This is a genomic window from Pseudomonas sp. NBRC 111139, from assembly GCF_001753955.1.
Classification (GTDB): Bacteria; Pseudomonadota; Gammaproteobacteria; order Pseudomonadales; family Pseudomonadaceae; genus Aquipseudomonas; species Aquipseudomonas alloputida.
The window spans coordinates 62,348-85,491 of the sequence record NZ_BCBP01000031.1; the positions used below are offsets into that span (position 1 = coordinate 62,348).

The window sequence follows — 23,144 nt, forward strand, 5'->3', positions numbered from 1 at the left end:
GCTGTGCGCTCGTAGTAGGGGGATGGTAACAAAAAAAACGTGGTCTAGATGGGCTCACAAGCCCTGCAGGGTCTGCATCAGCACCCGCACTTTGGCGATCGACTCTTCATACTCGGCCTGCCACTGCGAGTCGGCTACCACCGCGCCGCCGCCCCAGCAACTGACCTGTCCATCTTTGATCAGCAAGCTGCGAATGGCGATCGAACTGTCCATTTCGCCGCGCACATCCACATACAGCAGCGAGCCGCAGTACAGCGCGCGGCGCGCGGGTTCCAGTTCGTCGATGATCTGCATGGCACGGATTTTCGGGGCGCCGGTAATCGAGCCGCCAGGGAAGCTGTCGCCGATCAGGTCCAGCGCATCTTTGTCGCTGGCCAGCTGGCCGGTGATGCTGCTGACCAGATGGTGCACATTGGGGTAACTCTCCAAGCTGAACAGTTCCGGTACCTTCACTGAGCCGATCTCACACGTGCGCCCCAGGTCGTTGCGCAGCAGGTCGACGATCATCAGGTTTTCCGAGCGGTCCTTCGGGCTGTGCAGCAGCTCTTGGGCATTACGCTGGTCTTCAGCCGGGTCGCTGGCGCGTGGGCGGGTGCCCTTGATCGGCCGGGTTTCCACCTGGCCCTGGCTGACGCGGATGAAGCGCTCGGGCGAAAAGCTCAGCAGGGTACTGCCGTCGGCCAGTTGCTGGTAGCCGGAGAAGGGTGTCGGGCAGGCCTGGCGCAGGGCCTGGTAGGCTCGCCATGGATCGCCTTGGCAGGGCGCGCGAAAGCGTTGGGTGAGGTTGATCTGGTAGCAGTCACCGGCCTGGATGTAGCGTTGTACCTGGTCGAACGCTGTTTTGTACTGCTCGGGCTCCAGGTCACCGACCATCGGTGCGAGCAGCCGGAAGTCGCCGGTGGTGGTGGTGGTGTCCTGGAACAGCCTGATCAGGCGTTGGCGTTCGTCGTCTGCCAGGCTCGGGTGGAACACCAGCTGGCTGGTGCCGAGCAGATGATCGCTGACCAGTGCCCAGGCATACAGGCCCAGTTGTGCGTCTGGCAGGCCGAGGTCGTCCACGGCCAGGCTTGGCAGGTGTTCCAGGCGGCGGCCGAAGTCGTAGCTCAGGTAGCCGATCAGGCCCCCGGCAAAGGGCAGTTCTACACCGTTGGGCAAGTCGGCGTGGCCCAGTTGTGCCAGGCCAGCGCGCAGGCGCTGGAGGAAGACGCGGCCATCTTCATCGGGCTGCGCCTGCAGTTGTTGCAGCGGCCAGGCGCTGAGCAGGTCGAAACGCCCGCGTTCGGCGCCGGGGCGGGCGCTGTCGAGCAGGATCGCACCGGGGGCCTGGCGCAGGTGGGCGAAATAGGCGGCAGGGTCGGGTTGGTAGGGCAGGGGGTGTAGCGTGCAGGTCGGCATCAGTATGGACGGCGATGTAAAAGCGAGGAGGGCGATTGTAGACCTGTGCAGGAAAAGCGCCTAGCGCTGGGTACGACATTCAACATTGTGTTTGGCCCATACGCAGCACAAGGCAGTTCCTGCAGGTTGAGCGAAGCGCATGATTCAACTGCAGTGCTTGCAAGAGCAACCTTGTGCTGCGAATGGGCTGCAAGGCAGCCCTTGTATTTCAGCGGTTAGGCACATGCCCGAACAGACCCTGCGCGACCCGTACCCGCTGCTCGGCGTCTTCGGTCACACCCTCCTTGGCCAGTGCTTCGATGTGCGCCTCGATGGCATGGGTGCGCTGAGTCAGGCCGCAGTCGTTGGCAATCTGGATGTTCAGCCCCGGGCGGGCGTTGAGCTCCAGAATCAGCGGGCCCTTGTCCTGGTCAAGCACCATGTCCACGCCGATATAGCCCAGGCCGCACAGTTCATAGCAGCCAGCGGCCAGCTTCATGAAGCCGTCCCAGTTCGGCAGTTGCACGCCGTCCACCGCGTTGGTGGTGTCCGGGTGCTTGCTGATGATGTTGTTCAGCCAGGTGCCGCGCAGGGTCACGCCGGTGGCCAGGTCGACACCCACACCGATGGCGCCCTGGTGCAGGTTGGCCTTGCCGCCAGACTGGCGAGTCGGCAGGCGCAGCATGGCCATCACCGGGTAGCCCATGAGGACGATGATGCGGATGTCCGGTACACCTTCGTAACTGATGCTCTTGAAAATCTGGTCCGGGGTCACGCGGTACTCAATCAGCGCGCGATCGCGGTGCCCGCCGAGGGAGTACAGCCCGGTGAGGATGCTGGAAATCTGGTGCTCGATTTCCTCGTGGCTGATGATCTTGCCCGACACTGTGCGGTAGCGGTCCTCGAAGCGGTCGGCGATTACCAGGATGCCGTCACCGCCGGCGCCTTGCGCCGGCTTGATGACGAAATCGCTGCGACCGCCGATGATCTGGTCGAGCTTATCGATCTCTTTTTCGGTCTCGATGATGCCGTACATTTCCGGCACATGGATGCCGGCCGCCAGTGCGCGCTCCTTGGTGATGATCTTGTCGTCGACGATCGGGTACAGGCTGCGCTTGTTGTACTTCAGCACATAGTCTGCGTTACGTCGGTTGATCCCCATGATGCCCCGGGCCTCCAGGGCTTTCCACGTCTTGATCAGGCCAAACATCAGGAGTCAGCCTTTTTCAGGAAGGCTTTGAAGCGCACGAGTTCGGTCAGGCGGTAGCCGCGATAGCGGCCCATCGCCAGCATGAAGCCCACCAGGATCAGCAGCACCGCCGGGAAGGTGAACACGAAGTACACCAGCTCCGGCACCATCATCAGCAGGTGTGCCAGGGAGGCGGCGAACAGGGTGCCGATGGCCACTTTCATGGCATGGCCGCCACCACGCTCCTCCCAGGTGATCGACAGGCGTTCGATGGTCATGGTCAGGATCACCATCGGGAACAGCGCTACAGACAGCCCGCGTTCAAGGCCCAGCTTGTGGCTGAACAGGCTGATGGCGGCAATCAGCACCACGACGAAGGTCAATACCACCGACAGGCGTGGCAGCATCTGCAGCTTGAGGTGTTCCAGATACGAGCGCAGCGACAGGCCCAGGGCCGTGATCACCGTGAACAGCACAATACCGAAGCCCAGCTGGGTTTCGCGGAACGCCAGGGCGATCAGCACCGGGGTGAATGTGCCCAGGGTCTGGATGCCGATCAGGTTGCGCAGCACCAGGATCACCAACACGCCGATCGGGATCATGACCATGATCATGAAGGTTTGCTGGGTTTGCAGCGGCAGACCGTACAGCGAGTATTCGAGGAAGTCGGCGTCGGTGTTCTCGTCGGTCAGCTTGGCCAGGCGGATGGCGTTCATCTCGCTGTTGTTCATGCTGAAGGTGACAGTGGCCTTCTTGCCGCCATCGACGGTGATCAGGTTGTCGTCACCGGTCCACCACAGCAGGCGGTCGCTCGGCAGGCCTTGCTCACCAGTGTCCGGGTTGAAGTACAGCCAGTCGTCACCGTTGAAGCTGCGCAGCCACAGCTCCGGGGTTTGCGGGGTGTCGGCCAGCAGGCGGATGGTGTGCACCTTTTCCATCGGCACGTGGGCGATCGACAGCAGCAGGTCGATGACCTGGGCCTTCTTCATCGCCGAAGTGTCGCCAGCCAGCAGCAGCTTGACGTTGTCGTCGTTGAGGTTGTTGACCCGCTTGATGGTTTCGCTGACAAAGGTCTCGACGTCGGCCGAGTGCTGACGTATAGGGGCCATCAGGGCTTCAGCGGCGATCTTCTCGGGGCCCTCGACGGCCAGGCTGTCACGGAAGGTCGGGCCTTTGATCTTGGTCTTCTCGTTGCTGTAGCGCTTGGTCAGTACCAGGCGGTAGTAGAGGGTCTGGTTGCCACTGGCGCGACGTGCCGACCAGGTAACCTTGCGGTTGCCGTCGGCGCGGTTGATGCTGACCCCGTAGTTGTTGGAGATGAAGCTCTCGTTGAGGCTGACGTAGTCGCGGTTCAGCGGTGGCACGAACATCTGCACCTTGACCGGGTCCTTGCTGCTGGCCACGAACTCGACCTTGGCGTCGATGTTCCACAGGTCGTCGGTTTCATCCTCGGTCACCGGGATGCCGAGCACGAAGATCTGATAAGCCGTGACCGCCACGCCCAATAGCACCAGCACGGTGATCAGGACTTTCAGATGGAGGGTGAGAGAGCGCATCGGGATTACTCTGCTTTGGGAGCGTCGGTGGCACAGGCAGGTTTGCCGGCCGCATATTTAAGGCTTGGGTCAACCAGTGCGTCGAAGTGCTTGAGCGCCTCGGAACCGATCAGCAGCGGGAACTGGAAGGCGCTGCGGTCGGTGAGGTTGACTTCGATGGTGCGCCTGGTCTGGCCCATGCAGATTTCGAGTTCGATGACCGGGCGGGCCGTGTAGGCCTTGCCTGATTCGGCATCATAGTCGCCGGCCCGGCGCTTGATCTTGCTGACGCGTGCCAGTGGGCGTTCGATCGGGTGCGAATGGGCCGCATCGATGGCGAGGTAGAAGCGTACCCAGCTTTCGCCATTGCGCTTGAACCGCTTGATGTCGCGGGCGCTGAGCGAGGCGGTCTTGGCACCGGTGTCGAGCTTGGCGGCCACTTCCAGGTCCAGGTCGCCCAGATGTGCGTATTCGTTGAGACCATACACGGTCTTGCCCGCAGCCTGGCCAAGGGCCGGCAGCAGGGTGAGGCATAGCAGCAATAAAACGGGTGTAAGTCTCATATTCCTGGCGCGGTGCATTGCAAGGTTCTAGGCAAGGTTCAGGTCAAGGTGACTGGCAATTACTGCGCAAGCTTCCTCGTTGATCTGTCAACAGGCACGAATGCATGACAGACAGGCTATCCATACCCCATCGGAGGCGCGGCATTCTATCACGCCGACGTCTTGACGCCAGCGGTGCGCGATCTGACAGCGTTGTAGTGGTGATAGTTCGCGATTAGACGATTGTCGACAATGTTCATTTTGTCTTTGACTTGGAGGGCTCGTTTCGTTAGTTTCTGGCGAAGAGATTTAAAAGGTGTCGACAATATGCAGGACCTTTCCACCCCCGGCCCGGTGCTGACAGACGAAACGGAAACCCTCTCCGAAAACGTCTTCCGACGCATCCAGGCGGCCATTGTCAAGGGTGATATCGCCCCCGGCAGCAAGATTTCCGAGCCGGAGTTGGCGCGCACCTATGGCATCAGCCGCGGGCCGCTACGCGAAGCTATCCACCGCCTTGAAGGCCAGCGCCTGCTGGTGCGCGTGCCGCATGTGGGCGCGCGGGTGGTATCGCTCAACCACGCCGAACTGATCGAGCTGTACGAAATTCGCGAGTCGCTGGAAGGCATGGCCTGCCGCCTGGCCGCCGAACGCATGAGCCAGGCCGACATCGACGAACTGCGCCGGGTGCTCGACACCCATGAGCGCGATGCCGCGTTCCAGGCCGGCCTGGGGTACTACCAGCAGGAAGGTGACTACGACTTCCATTACCGGATTATTCAGGGTAGCGGCAACCAGACCCTGGTCAAGATGCTCTGCGGCGAGCTGTACCAACTGGTGCGCATGTACCGTATCCAGTTCTCTGCCACCCCCAACCGGCCACGCCAGGCCTTTGCCGAGCACCATCGCATTCTTGATGCCATCGCCGACCGTGACGGCGAACTGGCCGAACTCCTGATGCGCCGCCACATCGGCGCGTCCAAGCGCAATATCGAGCGTCACTACCTGGACGCCCACAACAACAGCACACGAGGTGAGAAATGACAGTCAAGAGCACCCCCGGTCAGCGTTTCCGTGACGCCGTTGCCGCTGAACACCCGCTGCAGGTAGTTGGCGCCATCAACGCCAACCATGCCCTGCTGGCCAAGCGTGCCGGCTTCAAGGCCATCTACCTGTCAGGTGGCGGCGTGGCCGCTGGCTCCCTGGGCCTGCCAGACCTGGGCATCACTGGCCTGGACGACGTGCTCACCGACGTGCGTCGTATCACCGACGTGTGCGACCTGCCGCTGCTGGTGGATGTCGACACCGGCTTCGGCGCTTCGGCCTTCAACGTTGCCCGTACCGTGCGCTCGATGAGCAAGTTCGGCGCTGCCGCCATTCATATCGAGGACCAGGTTGGCGCCAAGCGTTGTGGCCACCGCCCCAACAAGGAAATTGTCAGCCAGCAGGAAATGGTCGACCGTATCAAAGCTGCCGTCGACGCCCGCAGCGATGACAGCTTCGTGATCATGGCGCGTACCGATGCGCTGGCCGTCGAAGGCCTGAACGCCGCCCTGGACCGTGCCGAGGCGTGTGTCGAAGCGGGCGCCGACATGATCTTCCCGGAAGCCATCACCGAACTGCAGATGTACAAGACTTTCGCTGATCGGGTGAAGGCACCGATCCTGGCCAACATCACCGAGTTCGGTGCCACGCCGCTGTACACAACCGAAGAGCTGGCCTCGGTCGACGTGTCGTTGGTGCTGTACCCGCTGTCGGCGTTCCGCGCCATGAACAAGGCGGCCGAGAACGTGTATGCCGCACTGCGTCGTGACGGCACGCAAAAGAACGTGATCGACACCATGCAGACTCGCATGGAGCTTTACGATGCCATTGGTTATCACGCCTTCGAGCAGAGCCTCGATGCACTGTTTGCCCAGAAGAAGGGCTAAGCGCTAGCGCCCGAATTAGCCAGAAAGCATCCATAACAAATTCAAGAAAGGAGAAACACCATGGCCGAAGCAAAAGTACTCAGTGGCGCAGGCCTGCGTGGCCAGGTGGCCGGCCAGACTGCACTGTCGACCGTGGGCCAGGCCGGTGCCGGGCTGACCTACCGTGGTTATGATGTGCGTGACCTGGCGGCCGGTACCGAGTTCGAAGAAGTCGCCTACCTGCTGCTGTACGGCGAGCTGCCAACCCAGGCCGAACTGGCCGACTACAAGCGCAAGCTCAAGGGCCTGCGTGACCTGCCGCAAGCCTTGAAGGAAGTGCTTGAGCGCATCCCGCGCGATGCCCACCCGATGGACGTCATGCGCACCGGTTGCTCGGTACTGGGCACCCTCGAACCAGAACTGACCTTCGAAGCCCAGCGCGACAAGACCGACCGTCTGCTGGCGCTGTTCCCGGCCGTGATGTGCTACTGGTACCGCTTCACCCATCATGGCGTACGCATCGACTGCACCACTGATGAAGACACCTTGGGTGGCCACTTCCTGCACCTGCTGCACGGCAAGAAGCCGAGCGAGCTGCACGTCAAGGTCATGAACGTGTCGCTGATTCTCTACGCTGAACACGAATTCAACGCCTCGACCTTCACTGCCCGCGTTTGCGCCTCGACCCTGTCTGACCTGTACTCCTGCGTTACCGCAGCCATCGGCTCGCTGCGTGGCCCGCTGCACGGCGGTGCCAACGAGGCTGCGATGGAACTGATCGAACGCTTCCAGAGCCCGCAGGAAGCCACCGCCGAGCTGCTGCGCATGCTCGAGCGCAAAGACAAGATCATGGGCTTTGGCCATGCCATCTACAAAGAGTCCGACCCGCGCAACGAGGTGATCAAGGGCTGGTCGAAGCAGCTGGCTGACGAAGTGGGTGACAAGGTGCTGTACCCGGTGTCCGAAGCCATCGACAAGACCATGTGGGAGCAGAAGCGCCTGTTCCCCAACGCCGACTTCTACCATGCCTCGGCGTATCACTTCATGGGCATTCCGACCAAGCTGTTCACCCCGATCTTCGTCTGCTCGCGGCTGACCGGCTGGGCGGCGCACGTCTTCGAGCAGCGCGCCAACAACCGCATCATCCGCCCGAGCGCCGAGTATGTCGGCGTCGAACAGCGCCAGTTCGTGCCGATCGAGCAGCGCTGAATAGCTATAGAGAGGCAACCCGTTCCCCTTGTGGGAGCGGGCGTGCCCCCGAATGCGCCGGCCTTGCAACCACTGTGCACCTGCTGACGCATTCGCGGGCACGCCCGCTTCCACAGGTACGGTGAACCTTCCGAATCCTGTGACCGAGCCTGATTCCATGATGAACACTGCATACCGCAAGCACCTGCCAGGCACCGACCTGGACTACTTCGATGCCCGCGCGGCGGTCGAGGCGATCAAGCCCGGCGCCTACGACGGCTTGCCATACACGTCCCGCGTGCTCGCCGAGAACCTGGTGCGCCGCTGCGACCCTGCTACGCTCGATGCCTCGCTGAGCCAACTGATCGAGCGCAAGCGCGACCTCGACTTCCCGTGGTTCCCGGCCCGCGTGGTGTGCCATGACATCCTTGGCCAGACTGCGCTGGTCGACCTTGCCGGCCTGCGTGACGCCATTGCCGACAAAGGCGGCGACCCGGCCCAGGTCAACCCGGTGGTGCCGGTGCAACTGATCGTCGACCACTCGCTGGCCGTCGAGTGCGGTGGTTTCGACCCGCAGGCCTTCGAAAAGAACCGCGCCATCGAAGACCGCCGCAACGAAGACCGCTTCCACTTCATCAACTGGACCAAGAAGGCGTTCAAGAACGTCGACGTGATCCAGCCGGGCAACGGCATCATGCACCAGATCAACCTGGAGAAGATGTCGCCGGTGGTCCACAGCGACCGCGGTGTCGCCTACCCGGACACCTGCGTCGGCACCGACAGCCACACGCCGCATGTCGATGCACTGGGTGTGATCGCCATCGGCGTAGGCGGCCTGGAAGCCGAAAACGTGATGCTCGGCCGCGCCTCCTGGATGCGCCTGCCGGAAATCGTCGGCGTCGAGCTGACTGGCAAACTGGCCCCGAACATCACCGCCACCGACCTGGTACTGGCCTTGACCGAATTCCTGCGCAAGCAGAAAGTGGTCGGCGCTTACCTGGAGTTCCATGGCGAGGGTGCTCGCGCCCTGACCTTGGGCGACCGCGCCACCATTTCCAACATGGCCCCGGAATACGGCGCCACGGCGGCGATGTTCGCCATCGACCAGCAGACCATCGACTACCTGCGCCTGACCGGCCGTGAAGAGCAGCAGGTCAAACTGGTGGAAACCTACGCCAAGGCCACCGGCCTGTGGGCTGACAGCCTGGGCGGCGCCGTCTACGAGCGCACCCTGAGCTTCGACCTGTCGAGCGTGGTACGCAACATGGCCGGCCCGTCCAACCCGCATGCCCGCGTCGCCACCAGCGACCTGGCGGCCAAAGGCATCGCCGGCAGCTGGGAAGAAGTGCCGGGGCAGATGCCGGACGGCGCGGTGATCATCGCTGCCATCACCAGTTGCACCAACACCAGCAACCCGCGCAACGTGATTGCCGCAGGCCTGATTGCGCGCAATGCCAACAAGCTGGGCCTGACCCGCAAACCGTGGGTCAAGTCGTCGTTGGCACCCGGCTCCAAGGCGGTGCAGCTGTACCTGGAGGAGGCAGGGCTGGAGAAGGAGCTGGAGCAGCTTGGCTTTGGCATCGTCGCCTTCGCCTGCACCACCTGCAACGGTATGTCCGGCGCCCTGGACCCGGTGATCCAGCAAGAAATCATCGACCGCGACCTGTACGCCACTGCCGTGTTGTCGGGTAACCGCAACTTCGACGGGCGTATCCACCCGTACGCCAAGCAGGCCTTCCTGGCTTCGCCACCGCTGGTGGTCGCCTACGCCATAGCCGGTACCATCCGCTTCGACATCGAGAAGGATGTACTGGGGGTGGTCGACGGCAAGGAAATCCGCCTCAAGGACATCTGGCCCAGCGACGAAGAAATCGATGCGGTGGTGCGTGCCGCGGTCAAGCCGGAGCAGTTCCGCAAGGTCTACATCCCGATGTTCGCCATTGAGGAAGACTGCGGGCCGAAAGTTGCGCCGCTGTATGATTGGCGCCCGATGAGCACCTACATCCGCCGCCCTCCCTACTGGGAAGGTGCCCTGGCCGGCGAGCGCACCCTGCGCGGCATGCGCCCGCTGGCGGTGCTGCCGGACAACATCACCACCGACCACCTGTCGCCGTCCAACGCGATCATGCTCGACAGCGCCGCCGGTGAATACCTGGCGAAAATGGGCCTGCCGGAAGAAGACTTCAACTCCTACGCCACTCACCGTGGCGACCACCTGACCGCCCAGCGCGCCACCTTCGCCAACCCCAAACTGTTCAACGAAATGGTGCGCAACGACGATGGCAGCGTGAAGCAGGGCTCGCTGGCGCGTATCGAGCCGGAAGGCAAGGTTACCCGCATGTGGGAGGCGATCGAGACCTACATGCAGCGCAAGCAGCCGCTGATCATCGTTGCGGGTGCCGACTACGGCCAGGGTTCGTCGCGCGACTGGGCGGCCAAGGGCGTGCGCCTGGCGGGTGTCGAGGCGATCGTGGCCGAAGGCTTCGAGCGTATTCACCGCACCAACCTGGTAGGCATGGGCGTGCTGCCGCTGGAGTTCAAGCCGGGCACCGACCGCAACACCCTGGGCCTGGATGGCAGCGAAACCTATGACGTGCTGGGTGCGCGTACGCCACGGGCGACCCTGACCCTGGTGGTTACCCGTGCCAATGGCGAGCGCCTGGAGGTACCGGTGACCTGCCGCCTGGACACCGCCGAGGAAGTGTCGATCTACGAAGCGGGCGGGGTGCTGCAGCGCTTTGCCCAGGACTTCCTCGAAGCGACCGCCTGAGCATGAATCGGGGGCCGCTTTGCGGCCCTTTCGCGACACAAGGCCGCTCCCACAAAGGGCGGCGCAGTACCTGTGGGAGCGGCCTTGTGTCGCGAAAGGGCTGCAAGGCAGCCCCAGGGTATTTCACCGGACTATCAGGATGCCCAAGAAAATGGCACATGTACCCCAGATCAAAATCCCCGCCACGTACATCCGCGGCGGCACCAGCAAAGGCGTGTTCTTCCGCCTGCAAGACCTGCCCGAGCAGGCGCAAATTCCAGGCCCCGCTCGCGACGCACTGCTGCTGCGGGTAATCGGCAGCCCCGACCCTTACGGCAAGCAGATCGACGGCATGGGCGGCGCCACGTCCAGTACCAGCAAGACCGTCATCCTGTCGCAAAGCATCAAGCCCGAACACGATGTCGACTACCTGTTTGGCCAGGTCAGCATCGACAAGGCCTTCGTCGACTGGAGTGGCAACTGCGGCAACCTGTCCGCTGCGGTCGGTTCGTTTGCCATCAGCAGTGGGCTGGTCGACCCGGCGCGTATTCCGCGCAACGGTATCGCCACCGTGCGTATCTGGCAGGCAAATATCGGCAAGACCATCATCGCCCGCGTCCCGATCACTGAAGGTGAAGTGCAGGAAACCGGCGACTTCGAGCTGGACGGGGTCACGTTCCCGGCCGCCGAGGTGCAACTGGAGTTCCTTGACCCCGCCGCCGACGAAGACGGTGCCGGGGGGGCTATGTTCCCCACCGGCAAGCTGGTCGATGACTTGGAGGTGCCCGGTGTGGGCACCCTGAAGGCGACGTTGATCAATGCCGGCATCCCGACCATTTTCCTCAATGCCGCCGACATTGGTTATAGCGGTACGGAACTGCAGGATGCCATCAACGGTGACCCCCAGGCGCTGCTGCGTTTCGAGACCATTCGTGCCTATGGAGCAGTGCGCATGGGCCTGATCGAAAACGTCGACCAGGCTGCCGGGCGTCAGCACACGCCGAAAGTCGCTTTCGTCGCGCCGCCGAGCACCTACACTGCGTCCAGTGGCAAGACGGTGCAGGCGGGCGACATCGATCTGCTGGTGCGGGCGTTGTCGATGGGTAAGCTGCACCATGCCATGATGGGAACGGCGGCGGTGGCAATCGGCACCGCAGCGGCCATTCCGGGTACGCTGGTCAACCTTGCTGCTGGTGGGGGTGAGCGCAGTGCCGTACGGTTCGGCCACCCCTCGGGCACCTTGCGGGTTGGGGCCCAGGCGCGCCAGGTGGAGGGTGAGTGGACGGTAACCAAGGCAATCATGAGCCGTAGTGCTCGCGTGCTGATGGAGGGCTGGGTTCGCGTGCCTGGCGATAGCTTCTAACGCACCACTGGCGCTCGGCTTTAGTTCGTTGGGGCCGCTGTGCGGCCCTTCGCGGGCTTGCCCGCTCCCACAGGGTAACCACTGGTTCTGAATGCTGTGGTCAATCTGTGGGAGCGGGCAAGCCCGCGAAGGGCTGCACAGCAGCCCCGGCAATTCTGAAGGGAGCTGGATATGAGCGCCAACGTAGACCTCAACGACCGCCCGGACTACGACCGGGTGCTGCAAACCTTGGCCGATTACGCCCTCGGCTACCGGGTCGAATCCCTCGAGGCCCTGGACACTGCGCGCAATTGCCTGATGGACACCCTCGGTTGTGGCCTGCTGGCCTTGCGCTTCCCGGAGTGCACCAAGCTTCTTGGCCCCCAGGTGGAAGGCACCGTGGTGCCCAATGGCGCGCGCGTTCCCGGCACTGCTTACCGCCTAGACCCGGTCAAGGCCGCATGGGACATTGGCTGTACGGTGCGCTGGCTGGACTACAACGACACCTGGCTGGCCGCTGAGTGGGCCCACCCCTCGGACAACCTCGGTGGCATCCTGGCGGTCGCCGATCACCTGTCGCAGAAGCATGTGGCCGCAGGCGAGCAGCCGCTGCTGATGCGTGATGTGCTCCAGGCCATGATCATGGCCCACGAAATCCAGGGCGTGCTCGCGCTGGAAAACGCCTTCAACCGTGTGGGCCTTGACCATGTGATACTGGTCAAGGTGGCCTCCACGGCCGTGTGCGCGAGGCTGATGGGCGCCAACCGCGAGCAGATGCTGAGCGCGCTGTCCCATGCCTTTGTCGACGGCCAGGCGTTGCGCACCTACCGCCATGCCCCCAACGCCGGGTCGCGCAAGTCCTGGGCTGCAGGCGATGCCTCCAGCCGCGGCGTGCGCCTGGCAGACATCGCCCTGCGCGGCGAGATGGGCGTCCCAAGTGTGCTCACGGCGCCGCAGTGGGGCTTCTACGATGTGTCGTTCAGCCATACCAACAAGGACCTGGCGCTCAAGCCTGCCGGCCAGTACGAGCTGCGCCTGCCGCAACCGCTGGGCAGCTACGTGATGGAAAACGTACTGTTCAAGGTCAGTTTCCCTGCCGAGTTCCACGCCCAGACGGCCTGCGAGGCGGCGGTGACCCTGCACCCCAAGGTGCGTAACCGCTTGCACGAAGTCGACCGTATCGTCATCACCACCCAGGAGTCGGCAATCCGTATCATTTCCAAGAGCGGGCCGCTGGCCAATGCCGCTGACCGCGACCACTGCCTGCAGTACATGGTGGCGGTGCCGCTGATTTTCGGGCATCTGGTAGCTGAGCAATATGAAGACGCCTTTCATGCCAACCACCCGAGCATCGACCGCTTGCGCGAGAAGATGGAAGTGGTGGAAGACCCGCGGTTCAGCCGTGAGTACCTGGAGCCAGACAAGCGTTCGATCGCCAATGCGCTGCAGGTGTTCTTCAAGGATGGCAGCAGTACCGAGCAGGTGGTGGTGGAATACCCGATAGGGCATCGGCGCCGGCGCGGGGAGGGCATACCACTGCTGGAGAGCAAGTTCAGGGCTAACCTGGCGACACGTTTTGCCCGGCAGCGGTGTCAGCAGATTGTCGAACTGTGCAAGGACCAGCAAACGCTGGAACAGATGGCGGTGCACAGGTTTGTGGATCTGTTCGTGATCTGAGCAGCGTGAGGCCTGCCAAGGCTGCTGCAGGAAGGCGGGACAGGGCGAACAAAAAAGCCCCGGCATCGCTGCCGGGGCTTTCTGTTACACCTTACAACTCAGCTTACGCCTGAACCACCGGGATCTTGGCGTTGGCTGCCGCTTCGCGGAACTCGGCAATCTGGTCGAAGCTCAGGTAGCGGTAAACGTCGGCAGCCATGCTGTCGATGTCTTTCGCGTACTGCATGTACTCTTCGACGGTCGGCAGTTTGCCGATGATCGAAGCGACAGCGGCCAGCTCGGCCGATGCCAGGTACACGTTGGTCGCGTCGCCCAGACGGTTCGGGAAGTTACGGGTCGAGGTGGAGACCACGGTCGAACCGGTCTGCACACGTGCCTGGTTGCCCATGCACAGCGAGCAGCCTGGCATTTCCATGCGTGCACCGGCCTTGCCGTAGATGCCGTAGTAGCCTTCTTCGGTCAGCTGGTGAGCGTCCATCTTGGTTGGCGGAGCCAGCCACAGACGGGTCGGAATGCCACCCTTGACCTTCTCCAGCAGCTTGCCGGCAGCGCGGAAGTGACCGATGTTGGTCATGCACGAACCGATGAACACTTCGTCGATCTTCTCGCCTTGTACCGAGGACAGCAGGCGGGCATCGTCCGGGTCGTTCGGCGCGCAGAGCACAGGCTCTTTGACGTCGGCCAGGTCGATTTCGATGATGTCGGCGTATTCGGCATCGGCGTCGGCCGACAGCAGCTCAGGCTTGGCCAGCCAGGCTTCCATGGCCTGGGCACGGCGCTCCAGGGTGCGGGCATCGCCGTAGCCTTCGCCGATCATCCAGCGCAGCAGGGTGATGTTGGACTGCAGGTACTCGGCGATGGCCTTTTCCGGCAGCTTGATGGTGCAACCGGCAGCGGAACGCTCGGCCGAGGCGTCGGACAGCTCGAAGGCTTGCTCGACGGTCAGTTCGTCCAGGCCTTCGATTTCCAGGATGCGGCCGGAGAAGGCGTTTTTCTTGCCTTTCTTCTCGACGGTCAGCAGGCCCTTCTGGATGGCGTAGTAAGGGATGGCATGAACCAGGTCACGCAGGGTGATGCCTGGCTGCAGTTTGCCCTTGAAGCGCACCAGGATCGATTCTGGCATGTCCAGTGGCATGACGCCGGTGGCGGCAGCGAAGGCCACCAGGCCGGAACCGGCCGGGAACGAGATGCCGATCGGGAAGCGGGTGTGCGAGTCGCCACCGGTACCTACGGTGTCAGGCATCAGCATGCGGTTCAGCCAGCTGTGGATGATGCCGTCGCCCGGGCGCAGCGACACGCCGCCACGGGTGCGGATGAAGTCTGGCAGGGTGTGGTGGGTGGTGACGTCGATCGGCTTCGGATAGGCCGCGGTGTGGCAGAACGACTGCATGACCAGGTCAGCAGAGAAGCCCAGGCATGCCAGGTCTTTCAGCTCGTCGCGCGTCATCGGGCCCGTGGTGTCCTGGGAGCCGACGGTGGTCATTTTGGGCTCGCAGTAGGCGCCTGGGCGCACGCCCTGGCCTTCTGGCAGGCCACAGGCACGGCCGACCATTTTCTGCGCCAGGGTGAAGCCCTTGCCGGAATCGGCAGGCTGCTCTGGTTTCTTGAACAGGTCGGAAGCACCCAGGCCCAGCTCGGCGCGGGCTTTTTCGGTCAGGCCACGGCCGACGATCAGCGGGATACGGCCGCCAGCGCGGACTTCATCCAGCAGCACTTCGGTTTTCAGCTCGAAGTTGGTGACCAGCTCGTCGCTGTCGTGACGGCGTACTTCACCTTTGTATGGGTAAACGTCGATGACGTCGCCCATGCCCAGGTTGGTGCAGTCGAATTCGATCGGTAGGGCGCCGGCGTCTTCCATGGTGTTGTAGAAGATCGGGGCGATCTTGGTGCCGAAGCAGAAGCCACCGGCGCGCTTGTTCGGCACGTAAGGGATGTCGTCGCCGAAGAACCACAGTACCGAGTTGGTAGCGGATTTACGCGAGGAACCGGTACCGACCACGTCGCCGACATAGGCAACCGGGAAGCCCTTGGCCTTGACGGCTTCGATCTGGGCCAGCGGGCCGACCGAACCAGGCTGCTGCGGCTCGATGCCGTCGCGGGCCATTTTCAGCATGGCCAGGGCGTGCAGCGGAATGTCAGGGCGCGACCAGGCGTCCGGGGCAGGCGACAGGTCGTCGGTGTTGGTTTCGCCAGGCACCTTGAACACGGTCAGGGTGTACTTCTCGGCGATGGCCGGGCGCGAGGTGAACCACTCGCCGGCAGCCCAGGATTCCAGGACGGCCTTGGCGTGCGTGTTGCCGGCCTTGGCTTTTTCGGCCACGTCGTGGAAGGCATCGAACATCAGCAGGGTGTGCTTGAGCTGTTCGGCCGCGACGGCGCCCAGTTCGGCGTCATCCAGCAGTGCGACCAGCGTTTCGATGTTGTAGCCGCCCTGCATGGTGCCCAGCAGTTCGGTGGCGTGCTTGCGGTCGATCAGTGGCGACTTGGTTTCGCCCTTGGCAACGGCGGAGAGGAAAGCGGCCTTGACGTAGGCAGCTTCGTCGACCCCTGGCGGTACGCGGTTGGTGATCAGGTCTACGAGGAAGGCTTCTTCGCCGGCCGGCGGGTTTTTCAGCAGCTCGACCAGGCCTGCAGTTTGTTCGGCGTTCAGCGGCTGGGGAACGATACCCAGGGCGGCGCGCTCTTCGATGTGTTTGCGGTAGGCTTCAAGCACAGTTATTTCCCTCATCAGTGGTCCCTAAAGGGGGTCCGGGACGCTTATCCAGCATTCAATGCACCCATGCGCTGCCGCGGCTTTGTGGGCCGCCCAACCAGGGTCGCAAGGAATCCTTACAGAAGCTGCTTTCAAAGTTTTACGCCTGCAGAACGGGGACTGATGAGGGCTGGCGCGGGCATGCGAGGGATGCATGGCCCGGGCCAACGCCGTTCTACCGGATCAACTGTGCTCGTGACGCTTTGAAAACAGCTTCCAACGGACATTGTTGCCTTTGAAAAGGCCGGGTGATTCTACGGTAAAAAAAGCCTGAAGGTAAGGCGGTGTTCGTGACTTTAACGAGTGACCCTGGTTAGACAAAGGGCTAACATGGGCCTGTGTTCCATCGCCAAGCTGTTGTTTTTCATGTCCAACAAGTCCATCAAAACCCCTTGCGTCGGCCTGTGCTCCACGGTGTATGGAGACACGGTGTGCCGTGGCTGCAAGCGTTTTCACCACGAAGTGATCAACTGGAACGGCTACGACGACACGCAGAAGCGCGCCGTGTGGTTGCGCCTTGAGCAGCTGCTGGTGCAGGTGATGATGGCCAAGCTTGAGGTGTTCGACAAAGGCCTGCTGCGCCAGCAACTGGAGCAGCGCTCCATCCGCTTTGTCGAGCAGCAGTCGGTGTATTGCTGGGCTTACCAGCTGATTGCCCGCGGGGCGCGGATGATCCGTGACCTGGAGGCCTATGGCATGGTGTTGCTGCCGGAGTTCCGTGACTGGGAACTGCCCCAATTGCGCGATGCGATCGATCGCGAGTTCTTCCTGCTTTCAGAGGCGCACTACCAGCGCTACATCGCCCCCAGCTTCCTGCGCGATGCCATGGGCAGCGCGCAGGGCCAGTGAGCCGGGCGAATCAGTCGCCGGTGTATTCGCAACCGCTGGTGCAGGTTTCGTGGATGCGAACCTTGGACAGCTCCGGCATCAGCGGCTTGACCTGGTCCCAGATCCACTTGGCGATCACTTCGCTGGTGGGGTTCTCCAGGCCGGGGATGTCGTTCAGGTAGTTATGGTCCAGCTGATCATAGATCGGCTTGAAGATCGCCTTGACCTCGGCGAAGTCGCGGATCCAGCCCGTGTGCGGGTCGAGCGGGCCGGTCAGGTGCAGGCCGACCTTGAACGAGTGGCCATGCAAACGGCCGCATTTGTGCCCTTCAGGGACGTGGGGCAGGCGGTGGGCCGATTCGAATGTGAATTCCTTGAAAATTTCCACTGGTGGACCTGTATAAGCTGGTGGGATAAGGGCTTGGGCAGAAACTGGTGTTTCAGTGGACTGCTCAATGTACTGATTGGTCGTCGCTGGCGCCAGGCAACCGAATTGCGCGTATCTTAACCTGTTTTGTAAACGTGCCCTCACGGATTCCGCGATAGGCGGTGTCCCGGTCTACCCTCGTCAAGTGCAGCAACATGTCGAGGCGCAGGAAGCGGTCGAGGTGTTCTGCATGTCGCATGGGCTTCTCTTATATGGGCGGTCAGGCCTTGAGCGGTTCACTGCCGGCCAGGTACAGCTGCAGGCTGGACTTGCGTGCCATGAAGAACGAGACGTTGGCGGTGATAGCTGCGGGTACAGATTCGATTCGTCTGCTCGTCCCGCCTCTCCTGGGTGCGGAGAATAATGCTGCAGTGGTACATTTCCCTGATCGTCAAAAGGACTGAGAGATGACCCAAGAAGAGCAGGAAATTTCTAGCCGCGCTCTGCAGTTCGCAAAAGAGAATCGTACACGCATCGCTCGTGAACTCACTTGCATTGAAACCTATCCGGCGGATGAATACCCGGTGTCAGTTTTTATGGCAGGATCTCCTGGCGCTGGGAAAACCGAGGTTTCAAGAGCTTTTATAGGTCACATGCAGTCCACAGGATCTAGTGCGCTACGTATCGATCCTGACGATTTCAGGGAGTATTTTCCCGACTACAACGGGAAAAATTCCAGCCTTTTCCAGCGTGGGGTAACCACGTTTGTGGAGAGAACCCTGGATCTGGTGTACAAGCAGCGGCAGTCTTTTCTCTTGGATGGCACCCTCGCCAACCTTGATGTCGGAAGAAGAAACATCGCTCGCGCGCTTGAAAAAGTGAACAGGTCGGCCCAGGTTATCTACGTGTACCAGCGACCTGAGCTGGCTTGGGAGTTTGTTCTAGCGAGAGAGAAGAAGGACGGGAGGAACATCCCGTGCTCGGAATTTGTAAGACAGTTTTACGCGGCCAAGGTGTCGGTATGTGCACTGAAACGTGAATTTGATGCCAGGCTGCAGGTAGATGTGATCATCAAGGATAACGATGGCAGCAACAGTGACATTGGTATCGACCTTTCAGCTGACGAAATTGACGCATTTGTCAACCAGCCCTATGATCACCATGAGCTTGAGCGTGTTTTGAACGGAGAGTCCCAATGAAAGGCGAAAAGGTAGCAGGCGTGTCGACTAAGCCCCACGAGGCATCGACTATGTCTGAGTTTTTCCGCCACGGGTCCGTGGAGGAGAGGCGATCTGTGTATCGAATGGCTGCAACGGCTGCCATCGACGAGCAGAAGGATGTGATTCGCTCAGCAAAGTCTGGGGAATTCAGTATGGCCAAATGCAAAATTTGAGCGTTCACTCCGCCTAGTAATCCCAAGCCCAGCCCCGTGCTGGGCTTTTTACATCTGCGCGGTCTGCCGTGCTGCAAGCTTTCCAATCAACGATAGGCTTGTGACATGGCGCTACAAGTCTTGCAGGCGTTCATGCAGCCGCCCGGTGGCGGTCAGTTCCAGCAGTTCATCACCCAGGCGCTGGCTTTCGGCAATGGCCTTGTACCAATAGCGCTTGCGCCCTGGCGCATCGCCCATGAAGCGCTTGAAGTCGTTGCGGTCGGGCAGTTTGCCGTAGGGCAGGGCGGCCAGGTATTGCGGCGAAGGCGTCATCAGCAGCACGTTTTGCAGGCGGGTGGCATCGCCCTTGCGCCAGGGCAGGGCCTTGTCGAACCAGCCGGGTACGACCTTGTCGGTGAAGTGCGGGTACAGCACCAGGTCGTCGCCGCGGTAGGGCAGGTCGAGGTGATAGTCGAGCAGGCCGCCGTCGCGGTAGGTTCCGGCGCCGGCACCGGGGATGTCTTTCACGCCCTGCATGACCATCGGTATCGACCCGGAAGCGAGCAGGGCGTGGCGCAGGTTGGTCAAGTCCAGCGGCAGGTAGCGTGAGGGGAAGTCGGTCAGCGTGTCGAGCGGAGGCGCGGCGCGCCCATCGTGCAGAATGATGCGCTCGAAGTGGCGGGCCAGGCGCGAACGGCCCAGGAGGTTACTGGCAACCACCGAGCCCAGCCCCAGGCCCAGGCGGCCGCGATGGTCGTGCGCGAGCTGGCCATGGCTTTTCACCACCAGAATGTTCAGGCGGTAGTGTGGGTTGGCCAGCAGCTGGCCGTCGCGGCCTTCCAGCAGGTCATCGAGCATGCGTTGGCAGCTGCGGCTGATTTCGGCCGGGGTGACGCCCTTGGCGAAATCCTGCTCGGTGTATAGCTCGCCCAGGCGACGGATGCCGGCGACCGGGTCGTCGAGGCAGGCGCTGGCAAAGCGCCAGGCACCGATCGAAGCACCGATCAGGGCACGCTGACGGGGTGCCGAGGGTAGCCACTCGCCGAACAGCGCCAGGTCAAGGCCCTGGATGCCCAGCGGCTTCGGCCCACCCGCCGCGCCCGGCAATACCCCGACATCGGCCGCCTGCAGGCCGCGCTCGCGGATGTGTCGCAAGGCACGCTGGCCGGCCTTGAAGGTGAGGGCGGGGTATTTGATGTGGATGGCGCTCATGGTGGGTCTCTTGGGCGAAAAGCAGCCGTTACAGATAACACACCTGTAGGTGCCTGTATTGGCCCTTTCGCAGCACAAGGCCGCCCCTTGCACGGGGCCGAGTCGGGTTGGCGGCGTAACTGCGCTATCATGCCGCCAGCTGTTTTCAGGTTGAATTAAGGACCGCTGGTTAATCTTAACCCCGTAGACAACTTGCACAGTTCTCAGGAGAGAAGAACGATGAAAACCATGACTGCCCTGATCACCGCCGCTGCCCTCGCCCTGGGCGCCAATGCCGCCTTCGCCAAGGACGTTCAGCCTGACGAAGTGGTCAAACTGGTCAACGCCAAGACCATCAAGTCGCTGGACGAACTCAAGGCCGCTGCCGTGGCCAAGCACCCAGGCGCCACCGTCACTGACTCGGAGCTTGAAGACGAGTACGGCCGCTACATCTACAAGGTCGAACTGCGTGATACGCAGAACGTCGAATGGGACGTCGACATGGATGCCAAGACCGGTGAGGTACTCAAGGACGCACGAGACAACTGATGATCCATGTATCCCGGACGGCACGTTACCTGGCGCTCTCGCTGCTTGCCGTCTGCTCCTTGGCTGTTGCCCGCGACCTGGACCAGGATGAAGCCCTGAAGCTCCGTCAGAAGGGCATCATCCTGCCGCTCGAACAACTGCTCGAGACCGCCCTGGGGCGTCACCCCGGGGCGCGTCTGCTGGAAGCCGAGCTGGAAGAAGACGATGATCGCTACGAATATGAAGTCGAGTTGCTGACGACTGAAGGTGTGGTGCGCGAGATCAAGCTCGATGCCAGCACCGGCGCCCTGCTCAAAGACGAGGAAGATGACTGAATGCGCCTGTTGCTTGTCGAGGACAACGTACCGTTGGCCGATGAACTGACCGCCGGCCTGCAGCGCCAGGGCTATGCCGTGGACTGGCTGGCTGATGGCCGTGACGCGGTTTACCAGGGGCAAAGCGAACCTTACGACCTGATCATCCTGGACCTCGGCCTGCCTGGCTTGCCTGGCCTGGACGTGCTGGCCCAGTGGCGCGCCGCTGGCCTGGCCACACCGGTATTGATCCTCACCGCCCGCGGCTCCTGGGCCGAGCGCATCGAAGGGCTGAAGGCCGGGGCTGACGATTACCTGAGCAAGCCCTTCCACCCCGAAGAGCTGCAACTGCGCATCCAGGCGTTGCTGCGCCGTGCCCGTGGCCTGGCCAATCAGCCGAAGCTGGAAGCGGCCGGTCTGCACCTTGACGAAAGCCGTCAGTGCGTGAGCCGCGAGGGTGTGGACGTGCAACTGACTGCCGCCGAGTTCCGCCTGCTGCGCTACTTCATGCTGCACCCGCAGCAGATCCTGTCCAAAAGCCACCTGGCCGAGCACCTCTACGACGGTGAAACCGAGCGCGACTCGAACGTGCTGGAGGTCCACGTCAACCATTTGCGCCGCAAGCTGGGCCGCAGTGTGATCGAAACCCGTCGCGGGCAAGGCTACATCTATGCCGGGAGCGGCGAGTGAAGTCGATCCAGGCGCGCCTGAGCCTGGGCCTGGTGGCGGTATTGGTGGTGGTCGGCGTGGTGCTGGCGCAACTGACCTTGTGGCTGTTCGAGGCCGGCCTGCAACGTTATCTGGAAAACGGCCTGCGCAACGAAAGCGAGAACCTTCTGGTGGCATTGGTGCGCGGGCCTTCCGGCCTGCAGCTGGATGAGCGGCGCATCTCGGCTGCCTATCAGCGGCCGTTTTCCGGTTACTACTTCCGCATCGATTTCGACCAGGGTACCTGGAGGTCTCGTTCGCTGTGGGACCTGGACATGCCCAAGCCCGCAGCGCCCGGGCTTTCCGATAGCCATGAACTCGGCCCGGAAGGCCAGCAACTGCTGGCCCTGCGTGCCGACTACCGGCGCCTGGGCCAGGACATTTCGATCAGTGTGGCTCAGGACTATTCGCCGGTGCGCGAAGGTTTTCGGCGCTTGCAGCAGATCGGCCTGGGCATGGGCCTGGTGGCGCTGATCCTGATTCTGGTGCTGCAGCGCATCACGGTTACCCGATCGCTGCGGCCGCTGGAGCGGGCGCGCCAGCAGATCGCCCAGCTGCAGCAGGGGCAGCGCTCGCAGCTGGATGCCGAGGTGCCCAGCGAGTTGGTACCGCTGGTGGGGCAGATCAACCATTTGCTTAGCCATACCGAAGACAGCCTGCGCCGTTCACGCAATGCCCTCGGTAACCTCGGCCATGCGCTGAAGACGCCGCTGGCGGTGCTGCTGAGCCTGGCCTCCAGTGAACGCTTGCAGGGTCTGCCGGAGGTGCGCGCGCAAATGCGCGAGCAGTTGCAGCAGATTCAGGAGCGCCTGGCGCGCGAGCTGAACCGTGCACGCCTGGCAGGGGATGCGCTGCCGGGCGCGCAGTTCGATTGTGATGCCGAACTGCCGGGGTTGCTCGGGACCTTGGGCATGATTCATGGCGAGGGCCTGCTGCTGGCAAGTGATGTGTCGCCCGGGCTGTTGTTGCCCTGGGACCGCGAGGACGTTCTGGAACTGTTGGGTAATCTGCTGGACAACGCCTGCAAGTGGGCAGACAGCGAAGTGCGCGTGGGTATCGCGCCGAACGCCGAGGGCTACCAGCTGTGGGTTGATGACGATGGCCCGGGTATTGCGCAAGACCAGCGGCAGCAGGTGCTGGAGCGTGGTTCGCGGCTGGACGAACAGGTGGCTGGGCATGGGCTGGGGTTGGGCATCGTGCGCGATATCGTTGATGCCTGGGGCGGCCGCCTGGCCTTGCTGGAGAGCCCGCTGGGCGGCCTGCGGGTGAGCATCGACCTGCCGCGCAAGGCTCGTTAATGCCGGGGCCGCTGTGCGGCCCATCGCGACACAAGGCCGCTCCCACAGGTGTACGCAATCCCCTGGGGGCCTTGTGTCGCGAAAGGGCGCGCAGCGCCCCTTTGGCCCTATCAGTACTGCAAAAAAATTGCAGTACAGCCGCAGTTTTTTGAATTAGCCCAAATTCCCCCCACCCGGCAAAATCGCCCCACGAAACCCTGCGGTTTCCATCTCTCCACGGACGGAGCCCCTTGTGGTATTGCATGCGCAATACGAGGCCCAGGCCAGCTCGGCTGGGCTT

The 23,144-nt window shown here is 62.4% G+C and carries 19 protein-coding genes; 12 read left to right on the forward strand and 7 right to left on the reverse strand.

Translation table 11 applies throughout. The features are described 5' to 3' along the window. Positions 1–54: 54 nt before the first annotated feature. The 4 genes from pabB to BJQ17_RS12240 form a co-directional block, all read right to left on the reverse strand. Positions 55–1,395: an aminodeoxychorismate synthase component I gene (gene pabB / locus BJQ17_RS12225; RefSeq protein WP_070096122.1), complete on the reverse strand. Its 1,341-nt coding sequence runs from the start codon at positions 1,393–1,395 to the stop codon at positions 55–57. A gap of 208 nt (positions 1,396–1,603) precedes the next feature. Then, positions 1,604–2,584 carry an alpha-L-glutamate ligase-like protein gene (locus tag BJQ17_RS12230; RefSeq protein WP_003250303.1) on the reverse strand — a complete coding sequence of 327 codons (981 nt, stop codon included), beginning with the start codon at positions 2,582–2,584 and terminating at the stop codon, positions 1,604–1,606. Continuing rightward, positions 2,584–4,119, reverse strand: a complete 1,536-nt coding sequence (locus BJQ17_RS12235) for an inactive transglutaminase family protein (protein WP_003250305.1) — start codon at positions 4,117–4,119, stop codon at positions 2,584–2,586. The genes BJQ17_RS12230 and BJQ17_RS12235 overlap by 1 nt, the downstream gene beginning before the upstream one ends. A gap of 5 nt (positions 4,120–4,124) precedes the next feature. Then, a complete protein-coding gene (locus BJQ17_RS12240) occupies positions 4,125–4,661 on the reverse strand; it encodes an ATP-dependent zinc protease (RefSeq protein ID WP_010953297.1) in 537 nt (178 codons plus the stop codon). 306 nt (positions 4,662–4,967) lie between these two features. Between BJQ17_RS12240 and BJQ17_RS12245 the strand changes: the two genes are divergently transcribed. The 6 genes from BJQ17_RS12245 (at position 4,968) to prpD (ending at position 13,506) form a co-directional block, all read left to right on the forward strand. Continuing rightward, entirely contained in the window at positions 4,968–5,684 is a 717-nt protein-coding gene (locus BJQ17_RS12245) for a GntR family transcriptional regulator (protein ID WP_003250308.1), read from the forward strand. After that, complete coding sequence (gene prpB / locus BJQ17_RS12250; protein ID WP_003250310.1) at positions 5,681–6,571, forward strand: methylisocitrate lyase; 891 nt, start codon at positions 5,681–5,683, stop codon at positions 6,569–6,571. Before BJQ17_RS12245 ends, prpB begins: the two co-directional genes overlap by 4 nt. Before the next feature lie 60 nt (positions 6,572–6,631). Then, entirely contained in the window at positions 6,632–7,759 is a 1,128-nt protein-coding gene (gene prpC / locus BJQ17_RS12255) for a 2-methylcitrate synthase (protein ID WP_070096123.1), read from the forward strand. A gap of 160 nt (positions 7,760–7,919) precedes the next feature. Beyond that, on the forward strand, positions 7,920–10,508 hold the full coding sequence (acnD, locus tag BJQ17_RS12260) for a Fe/S-dependent 2-methylisocitrate dehydratase AcnD (RefSeq protein ID WP_070096124.1): 2,589 nt from the start codon (positions 7,920–7,922) through the stop codon (positions 10,506–10,508). A gap of 151 nt (positions 10,509–10,659) precedes the next feature. Next, positions 10,660–11,850 (forward strand): 2-methylaconitate cis-trans isomerase PrpF, encoded by a 1,191-nt coding sequence (gene prpF / locus BJQ17_RS12265; protein WP_070096125.1) that lies wholly within the window; start codon positions 10,660–10,662, stop codon positions 11,848–11,850. A gap of 171 nt (positions 11,851–12,021) precedes the next feature. Then, positions 12,022–13,506 (forward strand): 2-methylcitrate dehydratase, encoded by a 1,485-nt coding sequence (gene prpD, locus BJQ17_RS12270; RefSeq protein ID WP_047604059.1) that lies wholly within the window; start codon positions 12,022–12,024, stop codon positions 13,504–13,506. Positions 13,507–13,609: 103 nt separating this feature from the next. Here prpD and acnB read toward each other — a convergent pair whose 3' ends face one another. Further along, positions 13,610–16,219, reverse strand: coding sequence for a bifunctional aconitate hydratase 2/2-methylisocitrate dehydratase (gene acnB, locus BJQ17_RS12275; RefSeq protein WP_070096126.1), 2,610 nt, complete (start codon positions 16,217–16,219; stop codon positions 13,610–13,612). 405 nt (positions 16,220–16,624) lie between these two features. On the opposite strand from acnB, the gene BJQ17_RS12280 reads away from it, so the two are divergent. Continuing rightward, positions 16,625–17,107 (forward strand): DUF1289 domain-containing protein, encoded by a 483-nt coding sequence (locus BJQ17_RS12280; RefSeq protein WP_003250325.1) that lies wholly within the window; start codon positions 16,625–16,627, stop codon positions 17,105–17,107. 10 nt (positions 17,108–17,117) lie between these two features. On the opposite strand, the gene queD is transcribed toward BJQ17_RS12280, so the two are convergent. Further along, complete coding sequence (gene queD / locus BJQ17_RS12285; RefSeq protein ID WP_003250327.1) at positions 17,118–17,474, reverse strand: 6-carboxytetrahydropterin synthase QueD; 357 nt, start codon at positions 17,472–17,474, stop codon at positions 17,118–17,120. Positions 17,475–17,920: 446 nt separating this feature from the next. On the opposite strand from queD, the gene BJQ17_RS12295 reads away from it, so the two are divergent. Beyond that, on the forward strand, positions 17,921–18,652 hold the full coding sequence (locus BJQ17_RS12295) for a zeta toxin family protein (RefSeq protein WP_003250333.1): 732 nt from the start codon (positions 17,921–17,923) through the stop codon (positions 18,650–18,652). Between the two features lie 305 nt (positions 18,653–18,957). Here the strand turns inward: BJQ17_RS12295 and BJQ17_RS12305 are convergent, their stop codons facing one another. Further along, complete coding sequence (locus tag BJQ17_RS12305; RefSeq protein ID WP_003250336.1) at positions 18,958–20,037, reverse strand: patatin-like phospholipase family protein; 1,080 nt, start codon at positions 20,035–20,037, stop codon at positions 18,958–18,960. Between the two features lie 219 nt (positions 20,038–20,256). Here BJQ17_RS12305 and BJQ17_RS12310 point away from each other — a divergent pair, with 219 nt between their 5' ends. The 4 genes from BJQ17_RS12310 to BJQ17_RS12325 are packed head-to-tail and all read left to right on the forward strand — an operon-like array spanning position 20,257 to position 22,864. Then, positions 20,257–20,565: a PepSY domain-containing protein gene (locus BJQ17_RS12310; RefSeq protein WP_003250340.1), complete on the forward strand. Its 309-nt coding sequence runs from the start codon at positions 20,257–20,259 to the stop codon at positions 20,563–20,565. Then, complete coding sequence (locus BJQ17_RS12315; protein WP_003250344.1) at positions 20,565–20,879, forward strand: PepSY domain-containing protein; 315 nt, start codon at positions 20,565–20,567, stop codon at positions 20,877–20,879. The genes BJQ17_RS12310 and BJQ17_RS12315 overlap by 1 nt, the downstream gene beginning before the upstream one ends. Next, on the forward strand, positions 20,880–21,548 hold the full coding sequence (locus tag BJQ17_RS12320; protein WP_003250345.1) for a response regulator transcription factor: 669 nt from the start codon (positions 20,880–20,882) through the stop codon (positions 21,546–21,548). Then, positions 21,545–22,864, forward strand: a complete 1,320-nt coding sequence (locus tag BJQ17_RS12325) for a sensor histidine kinase (RefSeq protein WP_003250347.1) — start codon at positions 21,545–21,547, stop codon at positions 22,862–22,864. Before BJQ17_RS12320 ends, BJQ17_RS12325 begins: the two co-directional genes overlap by 4 nt. Positions 22,865–23,144: the final 280 nt, after the last annotated feature.